Raw genomic sequence first — 23,171 nt, 5'->3', positions numbered from 1 at the left:
GCAGGGATGCTGGATATTATCAAAAAAGCCAGTCTCAGCGCCGTGGGAAGCACAAACCCGATGGCGGTGCTGTACGGTACAGTCACATCAACACATCCTCTGGAGGTGAACGTGGATCAGCGGTTCAGCCTGACGGAGGATTTTTTAGTTATCGGAGAGTCGATGACCGAGTACAAGCTGAACATTGGCGGCGCGGAATATGTGATTCGAAAAGGGCTGGCGATCGGTGATACGGTGCTGCTCATTCGTTACCAGGGCGGCCAAACGTATCTCGTGCTGGATCGGTTGGTGAAGCCGTCATGATTCCGCAGGGAGGAACGCTGGAGCCGGGTAGCGAGATTGTGGAAACACTGGAGCAGCCTAGTCTGACGTATGACTTGAACCTGAAGGAAGGAATGATATCCGGTCATATTGACGGTCTTGAGGCCGTTAAACAGGCTGTCGTCAAAATCCTTCAGACTCGCCGATTTGAGCATCTGATCTACAGCAGCAACTATGGGCAGGAGCTAGACTCCGTCATTGGCCGCGACCCACTGTGGGCCTACGCTGAAATCGAGCGGCATATCAAGGAAGCGCTGCTGCAGGATGACCGCGTGTTGTCGGTGGATGATATGAATATTTCCTTTACAGGCGAGTTGGCCGTGGCGGAATTTACGGTCCGAAGCGTGTATGGGGCTTTCAATATGACCAAGGAGGTGAGGGAGGATGGTTGAGGAACAGACGTACGAGGCGATTCTGGAGCGGATGCTGGATCGAATTCCGGACGGCATGGACAAAAGGGAAGGCAGCATCATCTACGATGCGTTGGCACCTTCTGCGGCTGAGCTTGCCCAGATGTATGTGGAATTGGGGTACTCCATGAACCTGAAATTTGCCGCTACGGCATCGGGTGAATTTTTGGATCGGAGCATTGCCTGGTCGGGTTTGACCCGAAAACAGGCGACAAAAGCACAGCTTCTGGGACACTTCTCAGGCAATGACGGTGCCCCGGTGGACGTTCCTTTGGGGAGCCGTTTTTCATTGGATCCGCTGAATTACAAAGTCATCACCCGACTGGATGCAGGGCACTTTGTATTGGAATGCGAGACAAGCGGGAAGGCAGGCAATCGTCGATTCGGCTCGCTGCTTCCGCTGGAATACGTAGAAGGCTTGGTGAAGGCGGAGCTGATGGAGCTCTGGGTACCTGGCGAAGATACTGAATCGGATGAAGCGTTGTATGACCGATACCGCGAAAAAATCTCCCGCCCTGTGACCAGTGCGAACCGAAATCAGTATGAGCTGTGGGCGAGGGAGAAAGCCGGGGTTGGCAAGGCCAAGGCTTTTCCGTTATGGGATGGTCCGGGCACCGTCAAGGTGGTTCTGCTGGATAACGAGATGCGAACGCCTACGCTTTCTGTAGTGGAATCGGTACAGCAGTATATCGATCCGACCATGGATGGCATGGGGGAAGGGGCAGCTCCGGTCGGTTCGGTTGTCACCGTTGTTGGGGCGGCCGAAGTGCCAGTAAATATTGAAGTACAGGTTACGCTGCTCGATGGAGCCGGAATGGATGGTGTGCAGGAAGCTATTGAGCAGGGTGTTCGCCAGTATCTTAAAGACCTGGCTATGTCCGACCCGTTGGTCCGGTATAACCGGATCGCCAACGTGATTTTGGATATTCCGGCGGTCATCGACTACGAGGTATTGACCGTGAACGGAGGAACGGACAGCATTCCGATCGAACCGGAGGCGGTAGCTGTCCTGGGGACGGTGACGGTCCGATGAGTAAAGCTGAAGCTTGGCTGGGTTACTTGCCGTCCTTTTATCATGATGTTCGAGAAATGAAAGCCATTGCCGGAGCCGAAGGGGCAGAGCTTGACAAGCTGGCGCAGGAACTGGAGGATCAGTTGGACCAGTATTATCCCGAAACCGCTACGTGGGCGCTATCCCGGTTCGAGCAGGACTTGAACATTCCGGTGAACCTCTCCAAGCCGATCGAGCAGCGGCGTTCGGTTATCATCTCGAAGATGCGGGGAAGCGGCAAAGTGTCTGCCAGCATGCTCAAAAATGTGGCGCAAGCCTATGAGCGGGGCAGCATCGAGGTATCCGTCCAGCCAGCGGAGTATAAAGTGACGATTCATTTTAGAGATACGCTGGGCATCCCGCCGAATTTAAGCGATTTGAAATCAGCCATTGAGGAGATCAAACCAGCGCATATTGCGGTCGATTATGCACTGCGTTATCTCACCATCGCTGAAGTGGAGGGCATGACGTTTGAGGAAATATCAGCAACAACACAAGACAGATTGTTGGGAGGAGGAGCCTAAATGACGAATCCGGTTACACCGAATATCGGGTTGAACAAAATTGATCGAACCTCGCCGTCCACGACGTATTTCGATCTGGAGAAGTATATTGATCAGAACGCAGATGCCGTAGATCGGTTCGCGGGTGAAAGCAGTGTGGCCATAGGTGCACTGGAAAAGCGTCTGGATACCGAAGAACGCCGCGAAGTCGTGCTGCAGCCGGGGCTTCAGATCGTGAATTCGGAGCGGAGTGCTCCTTTTAAGTTAAGTGGGATTAAAGGGCGGACGTTGGTGAATTTGTTGGGGCGGGATGGGTCTTGTGATTCTTTAAACGGCATTTCCCCTTACCAGGTAACACTTGCACTTAATAATAGCCAATATAGCCAAGGAACAGCACTGAAAGTAACAGTTGCGCAAGGATTTTCGAGCGGAGCTGCATTCATTCCTAATGTGAAATTCTACGCTAACAAAAAATATGTTCTTATTGTTGATGCACGGATAGAGAATGCCGAGTATGCTAGAATCCATCTTTCCGGAGTCGGGGCTATCGGTAATAATGTAACTTCGACAACCTTTAAACCTTCTGTTGCATTTTACAGCCCTACAGCTGATACCACGTCTAACGCTGACTTAGCATTAAAAGGATCGGGATCATCGGCGATCATTGCCTACTTTGATGCAGCTCGGATATACGAGGTATCGGCCGAGGAATATGCTGACCTCGCAAGCATGACACCGGAACAGGTCGCCGACAAATACCCATACGTTGATAGCGTTCAGCCTGTCCGAAATCCGTATGCTATCCGGTACGGGGAGAATTTAACTCCTTCACTATTTGAGGGTACTGTCGGTAGTTCTACAAACATAATGTCAGCCTATTCTGCTTTAATTAAAGCAACGGGATCAACGGTAGTGCAGTATAGTTCTAATCTCGTCTCTGCTATACCAAATACTATCTATACACTCAAGGCGAAAATATCTCGAAATGGTGTAGAAAGATATGATGGTGTGTATGTTGATGTAATGGGGTACGACGAAAATGGGCGGTCGGTACTGGACATAGCCGGAACCGCCATCAATGGATCAGGTATTGGAACAGACACATTTTCTACTCCAGCAAATATTAGAACAATGCAGGTTCGTATTGTAATACCAGAAAATGCCGAAATTGGTGATTATGTTGTTGAAGATATTATGCTTAATATCGGTTCCACTCCAAAACCGTTCAAACCACGCGAAGACGCCATGCTCGTACTACAAACGGACTTATACGCCGATCCGTTAACAGGTGTGAATGCTGACGAAGTGTTCGAAAAGGACGGGCAGTATTTCAAGCTGGCAAAGTGGAAGAAAGTTGTTTTTGATGGCAACATATCGTATGTACACTACACATCCTATGCTGGAGCAAAAAGTATAACTTCTTATATAGCGCCTCTAGACCGAAATATAGGGGTCCTTCCATACCTAATTAAATACGATGGGAAATCGTTAATAGCTGGAGGGCCGACTCTTCCCGGTAATTTTGACCAATTCAGTACAATTAATTGGACAACAACGGGTAGTGCTGCCCTTGGGCTAAGTATCCCTAACACAGACAGCGGATGGGGCGACAACTACACGCCGACGCCTGACGAGATTAAGGCGTATTTTATGGGCTGGAGGATGTTTCCATATGAGCAAGGGGACACCGTTCCAATCCCTCCGTACAATGGAACTGGAACAAAAGCATGGGTACAATTAGATCCAACCTCCTCGACGGGCGTTCAATCCGGGGCTTGGACAACAACATTGCCCACTACCCGTACGATAAATACCGCATGGCAACCATACCAACTCATATACCAACTCGTAACGCCAACGATTGAGCCTATCATTTCCGAGGGCATGTTTACGTTTAACGAAGGCGATAACCTGATCGAAGTTGGAACGGGGTTTGTAACTCGGGAGAGAGCGAATCCTTCTGTTTATGCGGACGGGTACGTGCGGATAAATGACAGTTCGGGGACTGGGCAGACATTATCATTCCTATCAAATAAGGTTGCTCGTATAGCGGCTATCTTCATGAATGGGAAGAGAGACGACAGATGGATCTTGCGAACTTCTCCGAATTCATCATTAGTCAATGGAATGGGATATGCGTATACAACAGTTTCTAATTACGATCCATCAGCAGCCTATTCCGTCAACTACCTAATGCTCGACAAATCGTCTATCGTTCCATTCACCGGAACCTACGCAGCTAACGAAAAGGCCATGCTCCAAGAGCTGACCGACGCCGTCCAGCAGAATGCGACCGCTATATCCGTCTCTTTAGAGGCAGCGAATAAAGCTTTTCAATCTGGCGTTAATGCTAAAAATGTTATGGTGGAAGCCATTAACGCCAGTTTGGGCGGTGCTTCCATCAACGATAGCTGGGCTACACTTGCGGAGAAAGTAAGATCTAACAAAGGGATGGAAGTAGAGGGTTTTACTACTGCTTTTGAGTACCCATACTCATATGTTCCTGCTGGATCGACAAAAGTAGAAAAGATCTATACATTCGATGCGGGTTTATCCAATATCTTTTTTATACCTAAAAAGACGCAAAAAGACCAAGCCGGGGCATCCTACATTACGATAGTGACTGGCGGCACATTGATGCTCGGCTGTAAATGGCATTTAAGAGATAAAAACGGTCTTTTGCATATAATAGCCTCATCCGGACCGGGCTATTGGTCTAGAGGTCCCACTCTATATTTATTGTCTCTACAATTCGATCTAGAATATAAAAGATGTTATTTCTCGTACGCTAGCACGGAGACATCAGGCGGAGTTATAACAACAACTATTCCTGATAATTTTGATACTTCCGGTCCAGTATCCCTAGTTATTGAATTAGAGCCGGGGACAACACCTCCGACAGACAGTAAATGGAAAATATTCATGGATGGGAAATTTATTTTAGGATAAATCGATGTAATACAATGTATATTTTATGCAATGTTGAGAGTGCAGATGTCGCGTTGTCCACAGAATATACTATAAGGGTAAGGCTGACTGGATGGATCCCAACGGAGTAGAGGTGTAGGGGGGCCCCCTATATCCCTGAATCAACCTTTTCAAGTGTCGTCCCTTTTTTATTCCCAGTCGGAGCAAGGGGTGATCACTTCCGAAGAATATGAAATCATCACTGGCGAGGCATACTAAACGCTGCTTAGAATGGCCTTACATGAAAAGAAGCTTCAACGGAGAAGGCGGAATCATGCTGGAGAAGCGAAGCGGTCGCCTTTGTCCACGGATTTTAACCCTATCCATAAGTTCTCAGGAAAATCCGGGGGCAACAGCGATCGTAAGCATGATCCGCAGGCGAAGTGATGTACATGCTAAAAAGGTTTATCTCTTGCTTAAAGCAACTAGTAATAACTTCAATCCAAGCCCTCGGCTCCCCGAGGGCTTTTTCAAAACCATTATAAAGGAGGAAGTATTATGTATGAGCACATCGGTCAGCTGTTTAAGATGCTGGTGGCGGGGACGGGGGCCGTGACAGGGTACGTCTGGGGCGGATGGTCGCTGCCGCTGCATCTGTTGTTGTGGTTCGTGGTGATCGATTGGTTGACCGGATGGGGCGCGGCCTGGATGAACGGCGAGCTGCGCAGCCGTATTGGTTATACTGGAATTGCACGCAAAATGACCATTTTTCTCATCATCGCCCTGATGCATCTGGTGGACCGGGTGCTGGGAGAGATGAATTATTTTCAGAATACGGTGATCTTCTTCTATCTCGCGAATGAGCTGCTGTCTATTATTGAGAACGTGGGAAGAATGGGGGTACCGATCCCCCAGTCCCTGCGTAATGTGGTACAGGTATTCCAGATCAAATCCGAAGAAGGGGATAAGCCAACCGCACGAAAGGAGGAGAAAAAGGATGAAACCCTCTGAATTTATAGCCAAGCTGGCACCTATAGCCACCCAGGATATGCGCCAGTACGGGGTGCCTGCTTCGCTTACGCTCGCTCAGGCAATTTTGGAATCCAATTGGGGAATGAGCGGTCTAACGCAAAAAGCGAACAATCTGTTTGGCATCAAAGGAAACGGTCCGGCGGGAAGCGTCACCATGCAGACAACCGAATACAGGGGGCAGACGCCCTATACGACCCAAGCCCAGTTTCGTAAGTACAACAACTGGCATGAATCGGTTGCCGATCATACCCAACTGATCCTAAACGGCACGCGAGATAAGCCACAGCGTTACCATGGTGTATTGTGGGCGGATTATAAAACGGCGGCGACGGAGATTTGGAGAGGGGGCTATGCCACAGACCCCAATTATCCGAAAAAACTCATCGCCTTAATGGAGCAGAATTTGCTCCATCAATATGATTTGCTTAATCCAGAGGAGGAGGAACGCATGAAAATTGAACAATTGACGGCCGAGCTGCAAAAAACACAAGAACAGATGCAGCAGCTTAGTAAGCAATATGCTTCTGCTATAAAATTGTTAGAGGAGCAGAGCAATGCCATGAAGCAGTTGAACACAAGGCTCAAGGCCGTAGAGACAGTGAAACCGGCTAAAGTTCCAGCTTGGGCAGAACCGGCAGTACAAGCTGCACAGCAGGCAGAAGTATTGCATGATCCTGAGGGCAGTTTTGATTTTTATCGAATCATGACCGTGCTGCACCGTTTGGGTTTTTTCGATAGACCAAGTAAGTGAATCGAGAATATAACGTGCAAGCTGCTCTCTCAGGTCACATCTATATAATGAAGCGTTATTTTGAACAATAAAGCTGCCCAACCGTTAGAGCGGTATGGGCAGCTTTTGTTGTATGGGGATATATATATCAGTTAGTGTTTTACTAGCAGATTCGGTTATTCATTTCCCGGAATCGTTTGATATTAGTGAATTCGAACATTCCTTACCCTTCCGACGAATTTCATGCTTGACTGTTCGATGAATTCCTGTCCGTGCATTCACCTTAATAATAATTCACTACGTAAACGTAGAATAACATGCTCCTCCTCGTGAGTTCCTTAACATACAACTCAGCTCACTTCACCTTCACCGTCCCTGCTGCCTGCGCTTGATTCCCCACATGGTCCGTCACGGTATAAGTCACGGTGTAGATTCGGCTTTGGCCACGCTCCGATTTCTCGGCCCGCAGCCGGAAATGGGTATAATAGGTACCGAACTCGGCATCTTGTATATCCGGTCCCCGGTCGCCACCATCGCCTCGATTGTTTTTGCTTTCACTTTTACCGGTTTCCTTATCTCTCCCGTTCAAATTCTCCTGGATATCTTTGCTATGCCCCTTGCCGCCCGCACTCTCCACGGTAATAGAGGTAAGCACGACTGATGCAACGCCAGAGCCTTCATCGCTAGATTCCAGGTCAGCGTGAATATCGACCATTTTGCGGTTTGGCGATTTCAGCAATGATGGAGATAGTGTAACCTTCAGTACCGGGGCGACTTTATCGATGTTCGATACGGTTGCCGTTATCGTACCTTGGTTGCCGTCTGCATCCTCATATTCGAAGGTAAATGAACCATTCTCGGTAAATTTGTAAGTTGGAGATCCACCGTTATTGATGACGGTAATTGGACTATTCGAGACTAAGGCTGCAATAACGTCTCCATTTGTGGGGGCGGTCGTACTGTACTCCAAACCCACGGTGAGATCGCTATACGTGACGCCAGGAGCTGCCGTAAAGTTCTCGCCGATTCCCCGTTGTCGTGCTCAAGCAGGATGCCCCAATAATGCTCGGAGGTGTTCTGGCGGATTGTGTTGCCCTTGATGATTGTGCCCGGCCCGTTCAAAATGTTGATACCGGAGGCGTCCGGAATGTCGACGGTATTCTCGATCCGGTTGTTCTCAATAATGGTATCCGGCGATCCCATTGATACGACGATGCCTTCCCGCGCATTGCGGATCGTGTTGTCGTGGATATAGTTTTGCGGGCCGGATTTGCTGTGATTGGTCGGTGCGGTTCCCCCGGTATTTCCGATGCCGATGCCGCCGCCATACGGCATGTCGGTGATCAGGTTATTATGAATCTCGTTAAAATACTCCAGTTCCCCATGCAGATCAATCGCATCTAACCGGACTTGGTTGAATTCATTGCGCCGGATCACGTTGTTATGGGCCACATACTGTATGAGCGCGCCGTGACGCAGATAAGGCCCCTCGAAGGAAGAGTCCTCGACCAGATTCCACCTGGTATCATTAGCAAACCCATTGCGGTCGACCTTCGGCACGCCCTGAATGGATACGCCGTACCCGGCACCGCCCGGTCCAAGGTCCGTAGCATTTCGGAACGTGGTGTTTCGGACAACGATATCATGGCTGTTCTCGATGCGGACGCCCATGCGGCTGAATTTTTCGATCGTTACGCCGTCGATCGTGATGTTGTACGATGGCGTCTCGCCATAATTAGCGGCAATGATCATCATGTCCGGACCGCCGGCATCCGGGTTGTTGATTCTGTGATCGGTCGTATATTGACCTTCCCAAGCGGAAGTCAGCGTCAGGTTGGAGATGGTCAGATCATGCTGCTTGACGGATCTCAGCATCGTGCTGTTCCGGACCTTGTTCAGCGAGGTCTTGAGGATCGCGCCGTTCTGGCTTTCCCCCCGTAAATTGACCTCCGATTTCAGTATCAGATTGGTCAGGCCATCGGGAGCGCTGTTTAAGTTATACACGCCGTTCGGGAAAAACACCTCATCTCCCGGGACTGCTTCATCTATTGCTCGTTGAATTGCCGGTCGATCGTCCGAACCGCCGTCTGCAGGATCAGCCCCGTAATCGACCACATTCAACGTCCTTCCGGTAGCAACAAAAGCCTGATGCACCGGATGGTCGCTGCCGTCCGCATTTTTCATCCCTGGAGCGGTAAAAGGAACGGTACCCTCCGGCGGCTGCGGCACAAAATCCGGAATGATCGCCACGGGCGTATCCCCGTTAGCGAAAGGCGGATAGATATGGACCTCCGTCAGGCTCGTATAGGCACTGCCGTCCGAATTTCCGCGCCCGGTCAGCTTCACGTAACGTGCACTCGTGTCCGGAACGTTAAAAGGCTGCATCGCGGTGGTGGTTCCGCTGCTCGAACCGTTGAAAAGGGGAGACCAGGTCACGCCGTCATCTGAGATTTCGATATCGATCTCCGTAGCGCGAACGTCCCCTTTATAGAAGGCAATGCCCAGGTAACCGATGTCCCGGGCCTCGCCGAGATCGTACATGATCCACGGACCGTCGCCGGCGGCAGACCAGCGGGTGTACAAATTCTGGTCCAGGGTATTATCCTCGATGTTGCCGTCGCTGCCGCTTGCCGTGACGGAGGCCACAGGCCAAGGCGCTAAGGGAGCACTAAGCGTCGTAACTGATGACGTTAGCGGAACCGGACTGACGTTTCCGGCGGCATCCACGGCCTCGACCTTATAGCTGTACTCCGTGTGCGGAGACAGTCCTTCCGTTTCATAGCGGGTGATGTCGGTGCCCAACTCCGTTACTTTGACATCGTTTTGATAAACGTTATACTTCGCAACCAACTTGTTGTCTTCCGCCGAAGGCCATGCCAGGTGCACATAATCTTCGCCGATACTGCTGACGGACAGACGGCTTCCGTCCGGCCAGGACGGCGGCGTCGTATCCTGACTGGAATCCACCAACTCGCTTACGACCAACACAGGCCTTGGATTGCTGGAGCCGTTGGCTTCCTTGGTATAGATATTGACGCTGACACCGGTATGGGCCGCATCCGCAAGGAGAAAAGATACGCTGCCATTCGCAAGACGACTGCGGACATAGTCCGTCACATCGACGCTGTACACCTCCGGACGCCCGCTATTCTCGGCCTTTACCGTAAACGATCCAACATAAGCGGTCGGATCGAGGCTGTTCACGGGCGCATTGTTCCAGGTAAGATCGTTTTCGCTCCAAGCCGTGTCCTCGATTCCATAAAGGGAGAGTTCTAGATCCGTGTTGCTGGTGCCTTTTTTTGCAGCGACCTGAAATTCGTAGCGGTATTCCGGATCGCTCAGGGTGGAAGCATCGAATTTGAAATAGACAACTTTTTTGTTGGTTGTACCGGATGAAACGCTGAGAAGTCCGAAACTTGTGCCTGTAGCCGAGTTGATATTTGTATCAGGTTTGGAGCTGTCGATCAGAGCATCGTCTGTAGGGCCCAAACGGCCAACCTCAACGGGAACGCCCGGAGAGGGATCGGGATCTGTAGGTTCGGTCGGGTCCGTCGGATTGGTTGGATTTGTAGGATTCGTTGGATCAGGCGGCGTGTAGCCGTCCTTGTAGAGGATCGGTGTCGTTACGTCCAAATTTTTTACGTGCTGATCCATGAAGGACCAAGCTTCGGCATCCGCGATTGCCTTGGCTTCTCCGGTAAAACCGTGGCCCTGGCTGGGCACGATCTCAAAATCCACAACCGGCACTCCGGCGGCCGTCAACTGATCTGCGAATGTGACACTGTCCGTGTAGGGAATGGTGGCATCCGCATCTCCATGGCGGATCCAGAACGGCGGATCATCAGGAGTGGCATACGTTCCCGGCATGGCAAGCCGTGCTTCAATCGGAACGGACAGGGCGTTATGCCCGCCGAGCAGCTTTGTGACCGAGCTGTAGCGGTCGGCAAAATCGGTCGTGAAATCGGCTGGTCCGTACCAGTCCACCACAGCCTGCACCTTGGTGGAGTATTCCGGCCAGCCTCCTGCGCCTTCGATATCGGGCAGATGAACCGTATCTCCGGTATCCAGCGTAACCGTATCCTCCTTGGTCAGGTCTCCGGTCGTTCCCAGGAGGGAAGCGAGATGCCCTCCCGCCGAAGTTCCCCAAACGCCGATGCGACTCGGATCGATGTGGTACTGCTCGGCATGGGCGCGCAAATACCGGATAGCCAGCTTCACGTCTTGAATTTGGGCCGGGTAAGGCGCTTCGGGGGTTAGGCGGTAGCTTAAGGATACGCCGATGTACCCGCGTTTAAGGACATAGTTGCAGATGCTGCCGAGGGCGTTTTTGCGGTCGCCTTTATTCCAACCTCCGCCGTGAATGTAGATCATGACCGGCATAGGCTTGGCTGGCGGCGTGCTCGGAACAGCGATGGACGTATAGAGGTCCCGGTCGCCGGCTTTGCCGATCAAAACGTCCTCATAAAGGGTTACGCCTTCCGGAGCAGGGTATGGGCCGGTTTCGGTCGGCGGGGGTTCAGGCACGGGATCGACCGCAGGCGGAATGCCGGGGATGGCCTGGCCCGACAGCGAGACGCTGTCGATGTACATATTCGCGTTCATCGGATCACCTACCCGGAACTGGATTCGTACATTTGGGTTACTGTTGGCTTCCGGAGGCAGCATCCAGGTTTTCAGCGTGTTGGATTCGCTGCGCGGCGCTTCGGGCGTTCCCGGGGCCAGTTTAAACTCCTCCAGCGTGCTCCAGGTCGCTCCGCCGTCACCGGACCACTCGGCCACAATGCTTCCGCTGACATAGGATGAAGCTCTTGTATAATAGCTTAACTTGATGTTGCCATACCCCGTCGTATTGACAGGCAGATAGACCGAGTCGGTTACATCGATCTTCATAAGGTTTGGCGTGGACGGCGCGCTGCTGGATACGGAAGTTTTGGCTTTGCTTCCGCCTTCTCCGGTCTGAACCCAGGGCAGGGGAACGACGACACCACCCGCGGTTCCGTAGCGCTCCGAATCAAAATTATCGGAGAAGAAGAGAATATCCGGCCCTTCTGGTTCCGGCAGGGGATCGGAATTCGATGCAAAAGATTCATCCGCAAGATCAACCTCTGCCGCAGGTTGTGCCGATACGGCCATAAGCTGCGCTGGTGAAACCATGACGCTCATTACGACCAAAAGGCAGAGGATCAGGCATGAGATCCGGTTAAGTTGCTTTTTCAACATATCATCCCTCGCTTTTCAATATGGGTGCATGAAGTTCGTTTAAGAAACCGGGAAGCCGTCGTTTGACTGCTCTGAGATGGAATTAGGCTAGTGGATGTTAGGGGTGCACGTGCGTTAGAGAGAAGAAAGTGGCTTTGACATGATCGGATTGATCAGGGGAGGTATCCGATTTGTTTTGGTTGTAGACGCCGGCTTTGAAGTACAGATACTTATCGTTATAACCGCTAGGGAGGGTATGCGTCACCGTGGTGGCCGATTCGCCCTCAGGGGTTATTTTCACTGTCATAAGAAGCCCGGTCACCTTGATTTCATAGCTCCATTTCTGGCCAAGGGCAATGCCGTTTGCAGGATTTAGCTGGTTCGGTCCGCCGAGAATGTTCACCCAGGTGTTGCTGTTGTCCAGGTCATCGGTTCCAAAATAAACGGCACCCTTGCTGTCCGAAGGACGCTTGTGGTAATAGAGCCGTATCGGTTCGGTGCTTGGGCCATGGATTTGCCCGACCACGACGCGGCCGATTTTATCGGCTTCATTCCCGCTGACGGAGACATGATCCACCCTTAAGGTAGCATTCATCGTTCCGTCCACGCCGCCTGCCTGAGATTTTATGGATGGGGAGGAAGTAGAGGTTACCCAGTTGTTGGCCCATGAGGAGGCGCTGTTCGTCGACGGATTCAACATTTCACGAAGCTCGGAGCGGGTGTAGGTGCTGTTCGTGGTGGTCTCACCGATATTAGGCGATGTAAATACCATGCCGCCGGTGACGGGATCGGTATAGAACCAATTCGGATGCACATACCCGCTGGCGAGTGATCCGGCCTGGATCTCGGACGCGTCGGGCAGGGTGATTTTCCACTTGGTTAGGTCAAAATTGCCCGAAGGGGGTTTAGCCGGGTCAAGGGTTCCGCCTCCTCCATCCGCAGTGCCTCCCCATATTTCGACCTCCGTATAACTGTTCCAGTCATTTGAGGTGTTGCCGTAGCCCACAATGCGTACATACCGGGCTTCCGCGACGGGGATGGAGAAGGATTGCAGCTGGTTGTTTTGAGCGCTAGTGACAGCGTTCCGTGCTTGAATCCAGTTGGAGCCATCGGTTGAGGTTTGAATATCGAAGGTGAAGGTTCGCGAATCTCCGTTGTAAAACGCGATTTTAACCATTGAAACCGGGTTGACAGATCCTAGATCCAGCCTCAGCCAAGTGCCGTCGCCTTCGCCGGACCAGCGTGTGCTAAGACTGCCGTCCACCGCTTTCGTAGCATTGCAAGCACAGCGAGAGTCGTAGCTGCTTGCCGTTGCGGAAGCCGAGTATTGGCTCTCTCCGGCGGCCAATCCGTGTCCTTCAAACAGAGGAGCAAACAGTATGGCTGCACTGAGCAGGCAGAACGTTAGTTTTTTCGAAAAAGCATGCCTTCGTTTCACAGCAATCCCTCCCGTATAATGGTGAAAACCCTTATGAAATATCATTTCCCTCCTTTCCGGTTTGCGCTTCAACAAGCGAATGACAGCGCTTACCTATCAACGTAGCAAGAATGTGCGCACAGGTCTTGTGTTAATCCTATAAGCGCTTGGCGTTTTTGCATAATGGAGGAATTATTGATGCTTCTGCCTCCTGAGGGTGCGAAATAGCGTAGTGGAGATTGCAAAGAATCTTTTTAATGATTTACTCCATCTACCACCTTGACGGGAATATCGTGCCTAGCGGATAGCCGATGTGACAATTCGGGTATACAAGGAGGAACGGGTTTACTTGGGAATCATATTTTTCTTTCAGCTGCCGGATGGCATATAATCTAAAGAACGAACGATTCCGAATCGACCCTATACAGATAAAACAGGAGTGGGATAAATGACACTGAAGGAGCTTAGAGAGCATCGCCAATATCCGGAGCAAACGAAGTCGGATGCTTCGCGTGCGGTTTACGAGCGGGATTATTCGCGCCTGATCCATTCGCCGACGTTCCGCCGGTTGCAAGGAAAATCACAGGTATTCGGTGCCGGCACCGGCGATTATTACCGGACGCGCTTAACGCATTCGCTTGAGGTTGCACAGATTGCGCGTGAAGCAGCGCGAAGCCTGACCCGCAATTACCCTGAAGTGATGCCGGAACAGGCGGAGAACGCCGGGCTGATGATAGACCCCGAGGTGGTGGAATGCGCGGCGATCGCGCATGATTTTGGGCATCCCCCATTCGGTCATAAGGGCGAAGAGGTGCTGCAGGGCATTTTGGAGAAGCATATCGACCGGAGGACCGAGAAGGAGCTGACACGTCAGCCGGGCACGCCGACGCCGGAGCAGGCAGCTGAGGTACAACAAGCGATGCGGCGTAAATATGAGCATTTTGAAGGGAATGCGCACAATTTTCGGCTGATCATGTTTTTGGAGAAAAGAGAGAACGTCAACGGACTCAATCTGTCCGATGCAGTGCTGCTTGGCATCAATAAATATCCGTTCTCCGGGTTGGATAATCACAAGGGGATGTACCGGCATGAATGGGAATACATCTCCCATATCCGGAAGGAGTGGCAAATTCCCGGCACGCATCGAACGCTCGAAGCGCAGCTGATGGATCTTTGCGATGACATCGCCTATTCCGCGCATGATCTGGAAGATGGCATCAAAGCCGGGAAGATCGAGGTGCATGAACACTTTTTGCGGGACAGTCACTTGAACAAACTGATCGTGCAGAAGATCATGACGCTGGAAGACGAGGTATGGAAGGGATGGACCAAGGAGCAGATCCAACCGAAAGTGGATTTGGTGCTGGACGAGTTTCTGAAAATTTGGAACGAGAAAATGCCGACCTGCGAGAATGACTATTCCCGTACCCGACGGGAGGTCAAGGCCTACTGGGTCAGCCTGTTTGTAGGCAGCTTGGGCGTGATTACGAACGGGGATTGGAAAAAGGTGACGTTTGTCAAAGACGGCGTGGAAGACGAGGATATGCTGCGTACGGTTAGCGTCCTGAAGAGTTTTGCCTGGGTGACCATGATTCGCGACCTGCGGGTGCAGCGCCTGCAGAAGCGCAGCGAATGGATCATCAAGCGCCTGTGGGATGCTTTTCTCGATCCTGTTGCCTCTACGGCGATCATTCCTTCCGACTGGCTTCAGCGCTATGAAGCGGACCAGAAGCGGGCGCAGCCGATCTGGACATGGGAGCATATGGTGATTGATTATATCGCGGGCATGACGGACGCTTTTGCCGAAAAAATCTACAACGAGCTGTATGGCCTCAAGGTAGGCTCGATCTACGATTTGGATTAACAGCGGCGAGCAGGTGTGTGGTTGCGTTGATAATGGATCAGCTACCACCTGCTAATGAGCATGCATTTTATTCTATAGGAAGTTGAAATGCTGACGGAAAGGGGGATTGCATGAATAACCAATTGAAGCTGAGCGTGCTTGATCTGGTTCCGCGTTTTGGAGAGAGTACGTTCGAAGAAGCCTTGCAGCAAGCGGTGATATTGGCTCAGAATGCGGAAGCATGGGGCTACGGGCGCTACTGGGCGGCAGAGCACCATGATCTGGAGCATCTGTCCTGTGCATCGCCCGAGATTTTGCTATCCCATATCGGCGCTAGGACAAAGCGCATTCGGCTCGGCTCCGGGGCCGTGCTGCTGCCCCACTACAGCCCGCTGAAGGTTGCGGAGAATTTCCGCATGCTTGCAGCGCTGTATCCCGGACGCATCGATCTCGGGATTGGGCGGGCGCCGGGAGGTTCGGCGCATACGAGCAAGGCGCTCAGCGGAAATTTCCTGGGTCATGTGGCGGATTTGCCGCAGCGGATTCGGGCATTAACCGAACTGCTGGAGGATCGGTATCGCTACGAAGACGTGCCAGTGGCTGCGAAGCCGGTGCCCGCAACCCCGCCCGTAATGTGGATGCTCGGCACGAATACGAAGAGTGCGGGTTATGCGGCTGAATTCGGTACGGGCTATGTATTCGGCCAGTTTATGAGCGATACGGACGGGGCGGAAGTTCTCCAATCTTACAGGGAAGCCTATCGACCAAACGCTTTTCTGCAAGAACCGCGCACCATGGTGGCGGTAAGCGTGGTATGCGCGGCGACGGAGGAACAGGCGCAGAAGCTTGCCGCGGAGATACCCCGACCAGGGCAGGGCAGCGTACCGACGGGCCGTAAGGAAACGGCCGATCATGAACAAAGCACAGTCTTGGCTGCGATCGGACAAGCAGAAGTTGGTGGGGGCGGCGGCGATACACATTCCAGTGGCAGAACAGCAGCCACGATCCATGACGGGGATCCTCAAGGCAATTCAGCGTCAGAATCCGGAGATCCGGCCCCGTCTGGTTCCGATTCGTCAGGCCCATCCCAGCGGCTAATCATCGGCACGCCTGCAAGTGTGCGAAACAGACTGCAGCATATGGCAGAGCAGTATCGGTGTGACGAGTTCCTGATCGTCACGCCGGTAAGTGATTACAATGCACGGCTGGAATCCTATCGGCTGTTAATGGAGCAACAGTCAACTGCTGCACATATATAATAGAAGAGAGACGAAATAAATGATGCATTCAAACGATTATGACATTACTTTTGGTCCATCCTTCATAAGCGATAAGTCCCCTTATCTGTATACGTATGCCTGTCATGAAACGGAGCGTGAGCTGTGCTTGATGGAGCTGACGGAGCTGTTCGGTCATGAGCCTGACGGTGAGGATTGGCTGGAAAGCGAGTTATGGGTTGATCCGGATCGGAGCCCGTTCTTATCAGCCTGTATCGACGTCAGGATGACCGGAGAATCCATCGAAGAAATGGCTGAGCAAGCAGACCGCATTCATCTTAACAACGCAAGCTTCAAAGTCGTCTGTCTCAAGGCGGGAGATCGGTTCAGTTATGAACAATCACGCGGGTATGAGCGGGTGGTAGGCCGCCAAATTACAGGAATTGCACAGATGAAAGCCCCGGATGTCACGCTCGGTATGATATCAACAGGCGGCATCTGGAGATTGGGACTTCTTCATGAACCTGAACGCGCATGGCTGAAGCATAAACAGAAGCCGCAGAATTATTCCACAGGCCTAAGCTCGCGCATCGCGAGGGCACTGGTCAACCTGGCAGTTCCTCGATTAAGCGAAGTAACGCTTCTGGATCCCTGCTGCGGTATGGGGAATGTATTAATTGAGGCGTTCTCGATGGGTATCGCGGCTGAGGGGCGTGACATCAATCCGCTTGCCATTCGGGGAGCGAGGGTGAATCTGAGGCACTACGGTTATGATGACAACAAAGTTGCCATTCAGGATATGAATACATTGCAAGGGTATTATGATGCCGCGATCCTGGACCTGCCGTATAATCTGTGTTCTGTTTTCCCGGAGGAAGAGAAGCTGCAGATGCTGCAAAGCTTACGCCGGTTGTCAGATCGAGCTGTCATCGTCAGCACAGAGCCATTATACGAGTTGCTGATGAGCACGGGCTGGAAGGTCCTGCGTCATTGCACGACCCGCAAGGGGAGTTTTGTGAGGGATATCTGGTTGTGCGAATAATGGGGCTTGCTACCTATTGCCCAGGGTCATAACGATATTTCACTAAATCGATGATGCCTTTGGAATTGACGGTAACGCCTTCGCCTTGGAGGTACAGCTCCTGCATGAGTCTGGATTCATCGTCCTTGATGGCGATTTCTCCTTTTGCGTTGACGACCCGATGCCACGGCAGCTTGTGAATGTGACTGAGGGTGTGAAGTATTCTGACGACTTGTCGTGCGCCCCTTGGGCTGCCGGCCAGTCTGGCCACCTGTCCATACGTCATGACATATCCTTCCGGAATGCTCCGGATCACTTCAATTACACGTTCCGTATACGGCTGCATCGATTCTCTCTCCCATTGCGTATAAATGTAGTTAAAAAATAAAAAGGGGCGTCCCGAAAGGTATGGAAACCTTGGGACGTTCCTTTTGTTGTATGGATCTTGAGGTGTTTGTTGCAAGATCCTCGGCTCCTTCGTGAGCGGGATTAAAGCTGTACTTAAGAACTTGTTACCTGGTCTTAGTACGACTTGCTATAGTCGATTACATTTCGCGACAGGGGCTTACCGCTTACATAGTTCTGCAAATTCTCCAGGAAAATATCCACGGCACGCTCGCCGTAGCGATCCGTATCGCCCGCCATATGCGGTGTCATGATGACATTGTCCATGGACCACAGCGGATGGTCTGACGGAAGCGGCTCTTCTTCGAACACATCCAGTCCCGCACCCGCCAATGACCCGGCTTGAAGTGCCTGAATCATGTCATTCGTTACCACGGTTTGACCCCGGCCCACATTAACGAAGAAGGCGGAGTCCTTCATCGCCGAGAATCTTGCCTCATTGAACAGTCCACGGGTATCATCGGTTAGCGGAAGGATGTTCACGATATAATCGCCTTTCGCCAGCGCTTCATCAAGCTGATCGACCTTATACATCGCTTCCACATAAGGATCGGATTTGCCGGAATGACGGACACCGACGGTCCGCATACCGAACGCCTGGGCCACGCGCGCTGTATGACTGCCGATCTGGCCGACGCCGACGATGACGATGGTTTTACCTGCCAATTCCGTGAACGTGCCGGACGTATCCCATTTGCTGTTCGATTGCTGTCGAATTGCTAGATGAAGGTTGCGCGTGAAGGCCAGAATCATCGCGAAAATATGCTCCGTGATCGGTACGCTATGTACGCCGCTGGCATTGGTAAGCTGAATACCCTTTTCTTCGAGCTCTTTGAGCGGCATTTTATCGACACCGGCTGACCATGCTTGAATCCATTTCAGTTTACTGTCCGCAGACAATACATCCTCCTGTACGAAGCGTGACCAGCCGATCATGATTTCGGCATCCTGAACGATGCTTGGCGTAAGCTCTTTCGCTTTCGTAACCAGCAGCTCGTAGTCGGGGGCGATATCCTTGATTTTCTGCTGTTGTTCCGAGGTTAAGTCGTGTATAGCAACGATTTTCGGCATGGTGCTACCTCCTAAGGAATGTGATATAAACCAGAATAAAAGCGTTAAACTCTTTGGGAACATATTATCAGAAATCATCACTTTGCGCATGGACGAACTGTCCCGATTGGAAAATTTGTACATGAATTTTTGTCCGGTTTATGGTAAATTGAAGCTTCATCATATTTTTAGGCGAATTTGATGTACCCCTCATACTATTTTCAGGTATTATTGCTCAAACTATAAACGAACCAAGAAAACATGGTGCTTATAGTGGCCTAGCGGCTGCTTAGGATAAAAGAGATTGGAAGGAAGTGTCTTAGTTGAGCCATTCGGCTGAGGGAGCTATGGATCGTTTATTTGTTGCCGTACATCTGCCTTCGGAGGTGTCGTCCCGGATTCAGGAATGGACGGAAACATTGGGGGAGCAAGTAACTTTTAAAAAATGGGTTCATCCGCAGGATTACCACATTACCTTACAGTTTCTAGGCGATACGCCGTCAAATCGCATAGAGGAGATTACAGCGGCGCTGCAGGAAGTCGCTAAGGAGCATAAGCCCTTCAAGCTTGGCCTTTATGATGCCGGCGTGTTCGGGGCAAGCGCCTCGCCAAGAATTTTATGGGCGGGAATCGGCGGGGATTTGAATGCTCTGTCTCAGCTTCAGCAAGCGGTGGTATCGAAGATGGAGGCTTTCGGATTTGTGCCGGAGGAGCGACCGTTTCGTCCGCATATTACGGTTGGCCGGAAGTTTCAAGGAAACCAACAGTTTTCATTGGATGTTATCGGAACAGGACCCAAGCCCATCCAGTGGGAAGTGCAGCAGCTCGTTCTTTTTCGAACAAATTTGCATGCAACTCCAATGTACGAAACAGTAGGTGTGGCGCGGCTTTCGACCATTTTCTGAAACTGAAAATAGAATGTTCATAAAATTACCATGTTTTCAACGCCTAAAAATGTGGTTACATAGTGTAGGAATGTGCCGACATCATAGGAGGAAAAATATGGTTATGAAAGTGCTACGGCAAAATCGCTGGGTTGCGCTGCTCATCGGAGCGCTCTTTGTGAGTTTGTCTCTTATAAGTTTACTTGGAATGCAGACAAAGGCGGAAGGGGAAGAACAGCAGCAGGATATGCCAAAGTTCGTGACGGCTGCCCCGGCTCCTGTAAATGACCCTGATCTATCCGTAAAAGACGCGAGTACCAAACAGGATAGGGAACCTGTCAATATTTTGTCTTCAATTGTTTTCCAAGAGTGGAATAAGCCGGGGAGCAAGAGTCATGCTTTTTCAAAGTCAAAAGGCATAGGTTTGGCTGAAAACGGATATTGGAACTCGCAACAAGCATTGAAGGCTGCAGATGAGAAAAAGAAACCATCGAAATCTCAGGCTGCGGACGGGAAACCGGCAAAACAAAAGGGGACGCATGTCGTCAAATCTCAGACTGAAAGCTTATCACCCCCCACAACTTTATTCTTCACAAGAACAAATACGTTAACCCAGGATCAGAAAGCCAAAGCGACCTGGACCTATGATTTGTCAGCTGAAGAACTGCTTCTGCTCCAGAAGATTGTCATGGCAGAGGCGGAAGGCGAACCGTACGAAGGCAAAGTAGCCGTTGCTAACGTTGTCTTAAACCGGCTGCGGTCCGCTAATTTTCCCGATACGATTACCGATGTCATCTATCAAAAGCACCAATTTAGTCCTGTAGCGAACGGGCGTCTTAAACGTGTCAAGCCGAACAAAGAGACGATTAAATCCGTGAATGCGGCACTTCACGGCCAAAAAGAGGTAAAGGACGATACGTACTTCTTCCTGTCTTTGAAGCTGGCTCAGGACCTGACGGTGCATCATTCAAGAACATTTGTTAAAAAAATAGGAAATCACTCTTTTTACAAGTAGTGCCCATATGGGTAAACTAGGATGTAGGAGGTGTGTTTAAGCATGAATATTACGTATTACGGCCATTCTAGCATTTTGGTGGAAGAAGGCGGAGTTCGTGTGATCATCGACCCGCTGCTATCAGGGAATCCAGGCTCCGGCATTGAGCCCAAGGACGTCAAGGTGGATGCGGTTGTGCTGACGCATGGGCACTCCGATCATTTTGGCGACTGCATCGAGATAGCGAAGCAGAATGATTGCCCGATTATCGCAGTCTATGAACTCGCCGTGTATTGCGGCAGCCTGGGTGCCAAATCCCATGGAATGAACATCGGCGGAAGCGCGCAATTCGATGGCTTTAAGGTGAAGTTTACCCCGGCCTTTCATTCTTCATCCATTTCGGTAGGGGACACCTGGATCTATGCAGGGCAGCCTGGTGGCGTCATTCTGACGATGGGCGGGAAAACATTCTATCATGCGGGCGATACGAGTTTGTTTGGCGATATGCGGCTGATCGGAGAGATGAACCGTATTGATGCAGCTGCGCTGCCGATTGGGGATTTATTGACGATGGGCCCACAGGACGCCCTGTTGGCCGCACAGTGGATTCGTGCGAAGCATGTAATCCCAGTCCATTATGACACGTTCCCGGGCATTAAACAGGATGCTGGGGCCTTCTGCGACGAACTAGCCAAAACAGGCATTCAGGGACATCCATTGAAGGCTGGAGAAACGCTGGAAATCTAGATGCATTTTTCATATAAAAAGCTTCCCTGTCACGAAGACAGGGAAGCTTTTTTGGGGTAATAGTTCAAAAGCGGGAATTATAGAGCATGCTATAGATATTAGGGCTGGTCCGCCAACAGTTTGACGGCTTCCTCACGATGATCGGGCATGCGCCCTTCGGTCAGCAATTCCATCACCTGGCTGGCGCAGTGGTCGGGCTCCAGATGCGGTATGCGCCGCCGGCCGGCTCCATTACGTTTCGTACTCACCTGATCATAATGATCGGACAGCAGGTTCAGCCATTTGTCGATCACGGAAGGAGAGTCCAAAATTTCCGCATAACCTTCGCTGACAAAGAAATGGGAATTCACTTCTTCTTGTCCCGGGATAGGCTCATAGAACAGCATGGGAATTCCCTTGGCGGCTCCCTCTGTACACGTCATCCCGCCTGGCTTGGTAATGAGCAAATCCGACACTTCCATGAGGTTATGTATATCTTCGCGGTACCCGAGAACATGAATGTTGGGATGCTGAAAGATCGGGTCCTCGCGCATGCTGGCAACCAGTTTCTCGTTCTGTCCCATACAGAAGACCAGCTGGATATCATCGGCCCTGCTGGCCAGCTTGCTGAGCAGCTCCTTGTTGAATACGAGACCCCAACCGCCCCCCATAATCAATACGGTTGGCATGTTTTTTAAGTGAAGCTCGGCTTGAAGCGCTTCTCGATTGCCCCTTTCCCAGAACTTGGGATGCACCGGAATGCCGGTCACATGAACGAATTCGGGCTGAATGTCCCGCCGCAGCAGCATTTGTTTCACATGAGGCGTTGATACGAGATATTCGTCCACTTCCGGATTGACCCAGGTGCCATGGGCATCATAGTCGGTAATCAGCGTATAGAGCGGAACCTCGAGTCCCTGACGCTTCAGGCGGGAGACCACGGCGTTAGGGAAGGGGTGGGTACATATGATAAGATCCGGTTTCAGCTGCTCGATGACCTGCTGAGCCTGCGCGTAGAATATACGGTGCAGCGCGAGCCGCGTCAAACGGTTTAGCGATTTCTTATATTGCGAACGGTACAGCATGCCGACAAGGCGCGGACGGGTGCTGACGGTTTTTCGATAAGCGGATAAGATTAACGGCCCCACGGTTGGATTCAAAAAATTGCCAAGCTCAATGACGCGGCAGTGGATGCCGGGATTCATCCGTTGTATACCTTCAGCCAGCGCATACGCTGCTTGCGTATGACCTGTGCCGAAACCCTCGGAAAAGAGGAGCACTCTTGTATATCGCATGGTTTCACCTACTTCTTTCTCCCTCTATCTTACAAAACAGGAATCATTTTTTGAAGAGCGGCGCGAAAAAAAAGAGTATGCATCATAAGTATACGCGCAAAAGGGAAAAGCATTTCAATTATTTTACGGCTGGGAGTCCGAGCGTACCCTTACATTAGACGTCATG

Annotated in this window: 19 protein-coding genes; 13 read left to right on the top strand and 6 right to left on the bottom strand. The window is 51.2% G+C overall.

What is annotated here, in order from left to right; genetic code table 11:
- Positions 1–6: 6 nt before the first annotated feature.
- The 7 genes from BJP58_RS14650 (at position 7) to BJP58_RS14620 (ending at position 6,975) form a co-directional block, all read left to right on the top strand.
- On the top strand, positions 7–303 hold the full coding sequence (locus BJP58_RS14650) for a DUF2577 domain-containing protein (protein ID WP_194544484.1): 297 nt from the start codon (positions 7–9) through the stop codon (positions 301–303).
- Positions 300–713 carry a DUF2634 domain-containing protein gene (locus tag BJP58_RS14645; RefSeq protein ID WP_194544483.1) on the top strand — a complete coding sequence of 138 codons (414 nt, stop codon included), beginning with the start codon at positions 300–302 and terminating at the stop codon, positions 711–713. Before BJP58_RS14650 ends, BJP58_RS14645 begins: the two co-directional genes overlap by 4 nt.
- Complete coding sequence (locus tag BJP58_RS14640) at positions 706–1,764, top strand: baseplate J/gp47 family protein (protein WP_194544482.1); 1,059 nt, start codon at positions 706–708, stop codon at positions 1,762–1,764. Before BJP58_RS14645 ends, BJP58_RS14640 begins: the two co-directional genes overlap by 8 nt.
- Positions 1,761–2,306 carry a YmfQ family protein gene (locus BJP58_RS14635; protein WP_194544481.1) on the top strand — a complete coding sequence of 182 codons (546 nt, stop codon included), beginning with the start codon at positions 1,761–1,763 and terminating at the stop codon, positions 2,304–2,306. The genes BJP58_RS14640 and BJP58_RS14635 overlap by 4 nt, the downstream gene beginning before the upstream one ends.
- Positions 2,307–5,234: a hypothetical protein gene (locus BJP58_RS14630; protein WP_194544480.1), complete on the top strand. Its 2,928-nt coding sequence runs from the start codon at positions 2,307–2,309 to the stop codon at positions 5,232–5,234.
- A 516-nt stretch (positions 5,235–5,750) separates the two neighbouring features.
- Entirely contained in the window at positions 5,751–6,203 is a 453-nt protein-coding gene (locus tag BJP58_RS14625; RefSeq protein ID WP_098748788.1) for a phage holin family protein, read from the top strand.
- The gene (locus BJP58_RS14620; protein ID WP_194544479.1) at positions 6,190–6,975 is read left to right on the top strand and encodes a glycoside hydrolase family 73 protein; all 786 of its coding nucleotides are present in this window, start codon (positions 6,190–6,192) and stop codon (positions 6,973–6,975) included. The genes BJP58_RS14625 and BJP58_RS14620 overlap by 14 nt, the downstream gene beginning before the upstream one ends.
- A 334-nt stretch (positions 6,976–7,309) precedes the next feature.
- On the opposite strand, the gene BJP58_RS33635 is transcribed toward BJP58_RS14620, so the two are convergent.
- The 3 genes from BJP58_RS33635 to BJP58_RS14610 all read right to left on the bottom strand — a co-directional run bounded on the left by BJP58_RS33635 (position 7,310) and on the right by BJP58_RS14610 (position 13,591).
- Complete coding sequence (locus BJP58_RS33635) at positions 7,310–7,924, bottom strand: hypothetical protein (RefSeq protein WP_233355080.1); 615 nt, start codon at positions 7,922–7,924, stop codon at positions 7,310–7,312.
- Entirely contained in the window at positions 7,873–12,174 is a 4,302-nt protein-coding gene (locus tag BJP58_RS14615) for a CBM96 family carbohydrate-binding protein (RefSeq protein ID WP_233355079.1), read from the bottom strand. The genes BJP58_RS33635 and BJP58_RS14615 overlap by 52 nt, the downstream gene beginning before the upstream one ends.
- Before the next feature lie 97 nt (positions 12,175–12,271).
- A complete protein-coding gene (locus BJP58_RS14610; protein ID WP_194544478.1) occupies positions 12,272–13,591 on the bottom strand; it encodes a polysaccharide lyase family 7 protein in 1,320 nt (439 codons plus the stop codon).
- A gap of 427 nt (positions 13,592–14,018) precedes the next feature.
- On the opposite strand from BJP58_RS14610, the gene BJP58_RS14605 reads away from it, so the two are divergent.
- The 3 genes from BJP58_RS14605 (at position 14,019) to BJP58_RS14595 (ending at position 17,672) form a co-directional block, all read left to right on the top strand.
- Positions 14,019–15,434, top strand: a complete 1,416-nt coding sequence (locus BJP58_RS14605) for a deoxyguanosinetriphosphate triphosphohydrolase family protein (RefSeq protein ID WP_071222477.1) — start codon at positions 14,019–14,021, stop codon at positions 15,432–15,434.
- A gap of 110 nt (positions 15,435–15,544) precedes the next feature.
- Positions 15,545–16,672, top strand: a complete 1,128-nt coding sequence (locus BJP58_RS14600) for an MsnO8 family LLM class oxidoreductase (RefSeq protein WP_194544477.1) — start codon at positions 15,545–15,547, stop codon at positions 16,670–16,672.
- A gap of 19 nt (positions 16,673–16,691) precedes the next feature.
- The gene (locus BJP58_RS14595; protein ID WP_194544476.1) at positions 16,692–17,672 is read left to right on the top strand and encodes a TRM11 family methyltransferase; all 981 of its coding nucleotides are present in this window, start codon (positions 16,692–16,694) and stop codon (positions 17,670–17,672) included.
- A gap of 13 nt (positions 17,673–17,685) precedes the next feature.
- Here the strand turns inward: BJP58_RS14595 and BJP58_RS14590 are convergent, their stop codons facing one another.
- Positions 17,686–17,997, bottom strand: a complete 312-nt coding sequence (locus tag BJP58_RS14590; RefSeq protein ID WP_194544475.1) for an MGMT family protein — start codon at positions 17,995–17,997, stop codon at positions 17,686–17,688.
- Between the two features lie 176 nt (positions 17,998–18,173).
- Positions 18,174–19,127 (bottom strand): D-2-hydroxyacid dehydrogenase, encoded by a 954-nt coding sequence (locus BJP58_RS14585; RefSeq protein ID WP_194544474.1) that lies wholly within the window; start codon positions 19,125–19,127, stop codon positions 18,174–18,176.
- 302 nt (positions 19,128–19,429) lie between these two features.
- Between BJP58_RS14585 and thpR the strand changes: the two genes are divergently transcribed.
- The 3 genes from thpR (at position 19,430) to BJP58_RS14570 (ending at position 21,731) form a co-directional block, all read left to right on the top strand.
- A complete protein-coding gene (gene thpR / locus BJP58_RS14580; RefSeq protein WP_194544473.1) occupies positions 19,430–20,011 on the top strand; it encodes an RNA 2',3'-cyclic phosphodiesterase in 582 nt (193 codons plus the stop codon).
- A 97-nt stretch (positions 20,012–20,108) separates the two neighbouring features.
- A complete protein-coding gene (locus tag BJP58_RS14575; RefSeq protein ID WP_194544472.1) occupies positions 20,109–21,005 on the top strand; it encodes a cell wall hydrolase in 897 nt (298 codons plus the stop codon).
- A gap of 42 nt (positions 21,006–21,047) precedes the next feature.
- Entirely contained in the window at positions 21,048–21,731 is a 684-nt protein-coding gene (locus tag BJP58_RS14570) for a metal-dependent hydrolase (RefSeq protein ID WP_194544471.1), read from the top strand.
- A gap of 98 nt (positions 21,732–21,829) precedes the next feature.
- Here BJP58_RS14570 and BJP58_RS14565 read toward each other — a convergent pair whose 3' ends face one another.
- Complete coding sequence (locus BJP58_RS14565) at positions 21,830–23,005, bottom strand: MGDG synthase family glycosyltransferase (RefSeq protein WP_194544470.1); 1,176 nt, start codon at positions 23,003–23,005, stop codon at positions 21,830–21,832.
- Positions 23,006–23,171: the final 166 nt, after the last annotated feature.

It is taken from the genome of Paenibacillus sp. JZ16, assembly GCF_015326965.1.
Taxonomy (GTDB): Bacteria; Bacillota; Bacilli; order Paenibacillales; family Paenibacillaceae; genus Paenibacillus_AQ.
The sequence above is the reverse complement of the archived record's forward strand: the minus strand, read 5'-3'. Positions and strand labels throughout refer to the sequence as shown.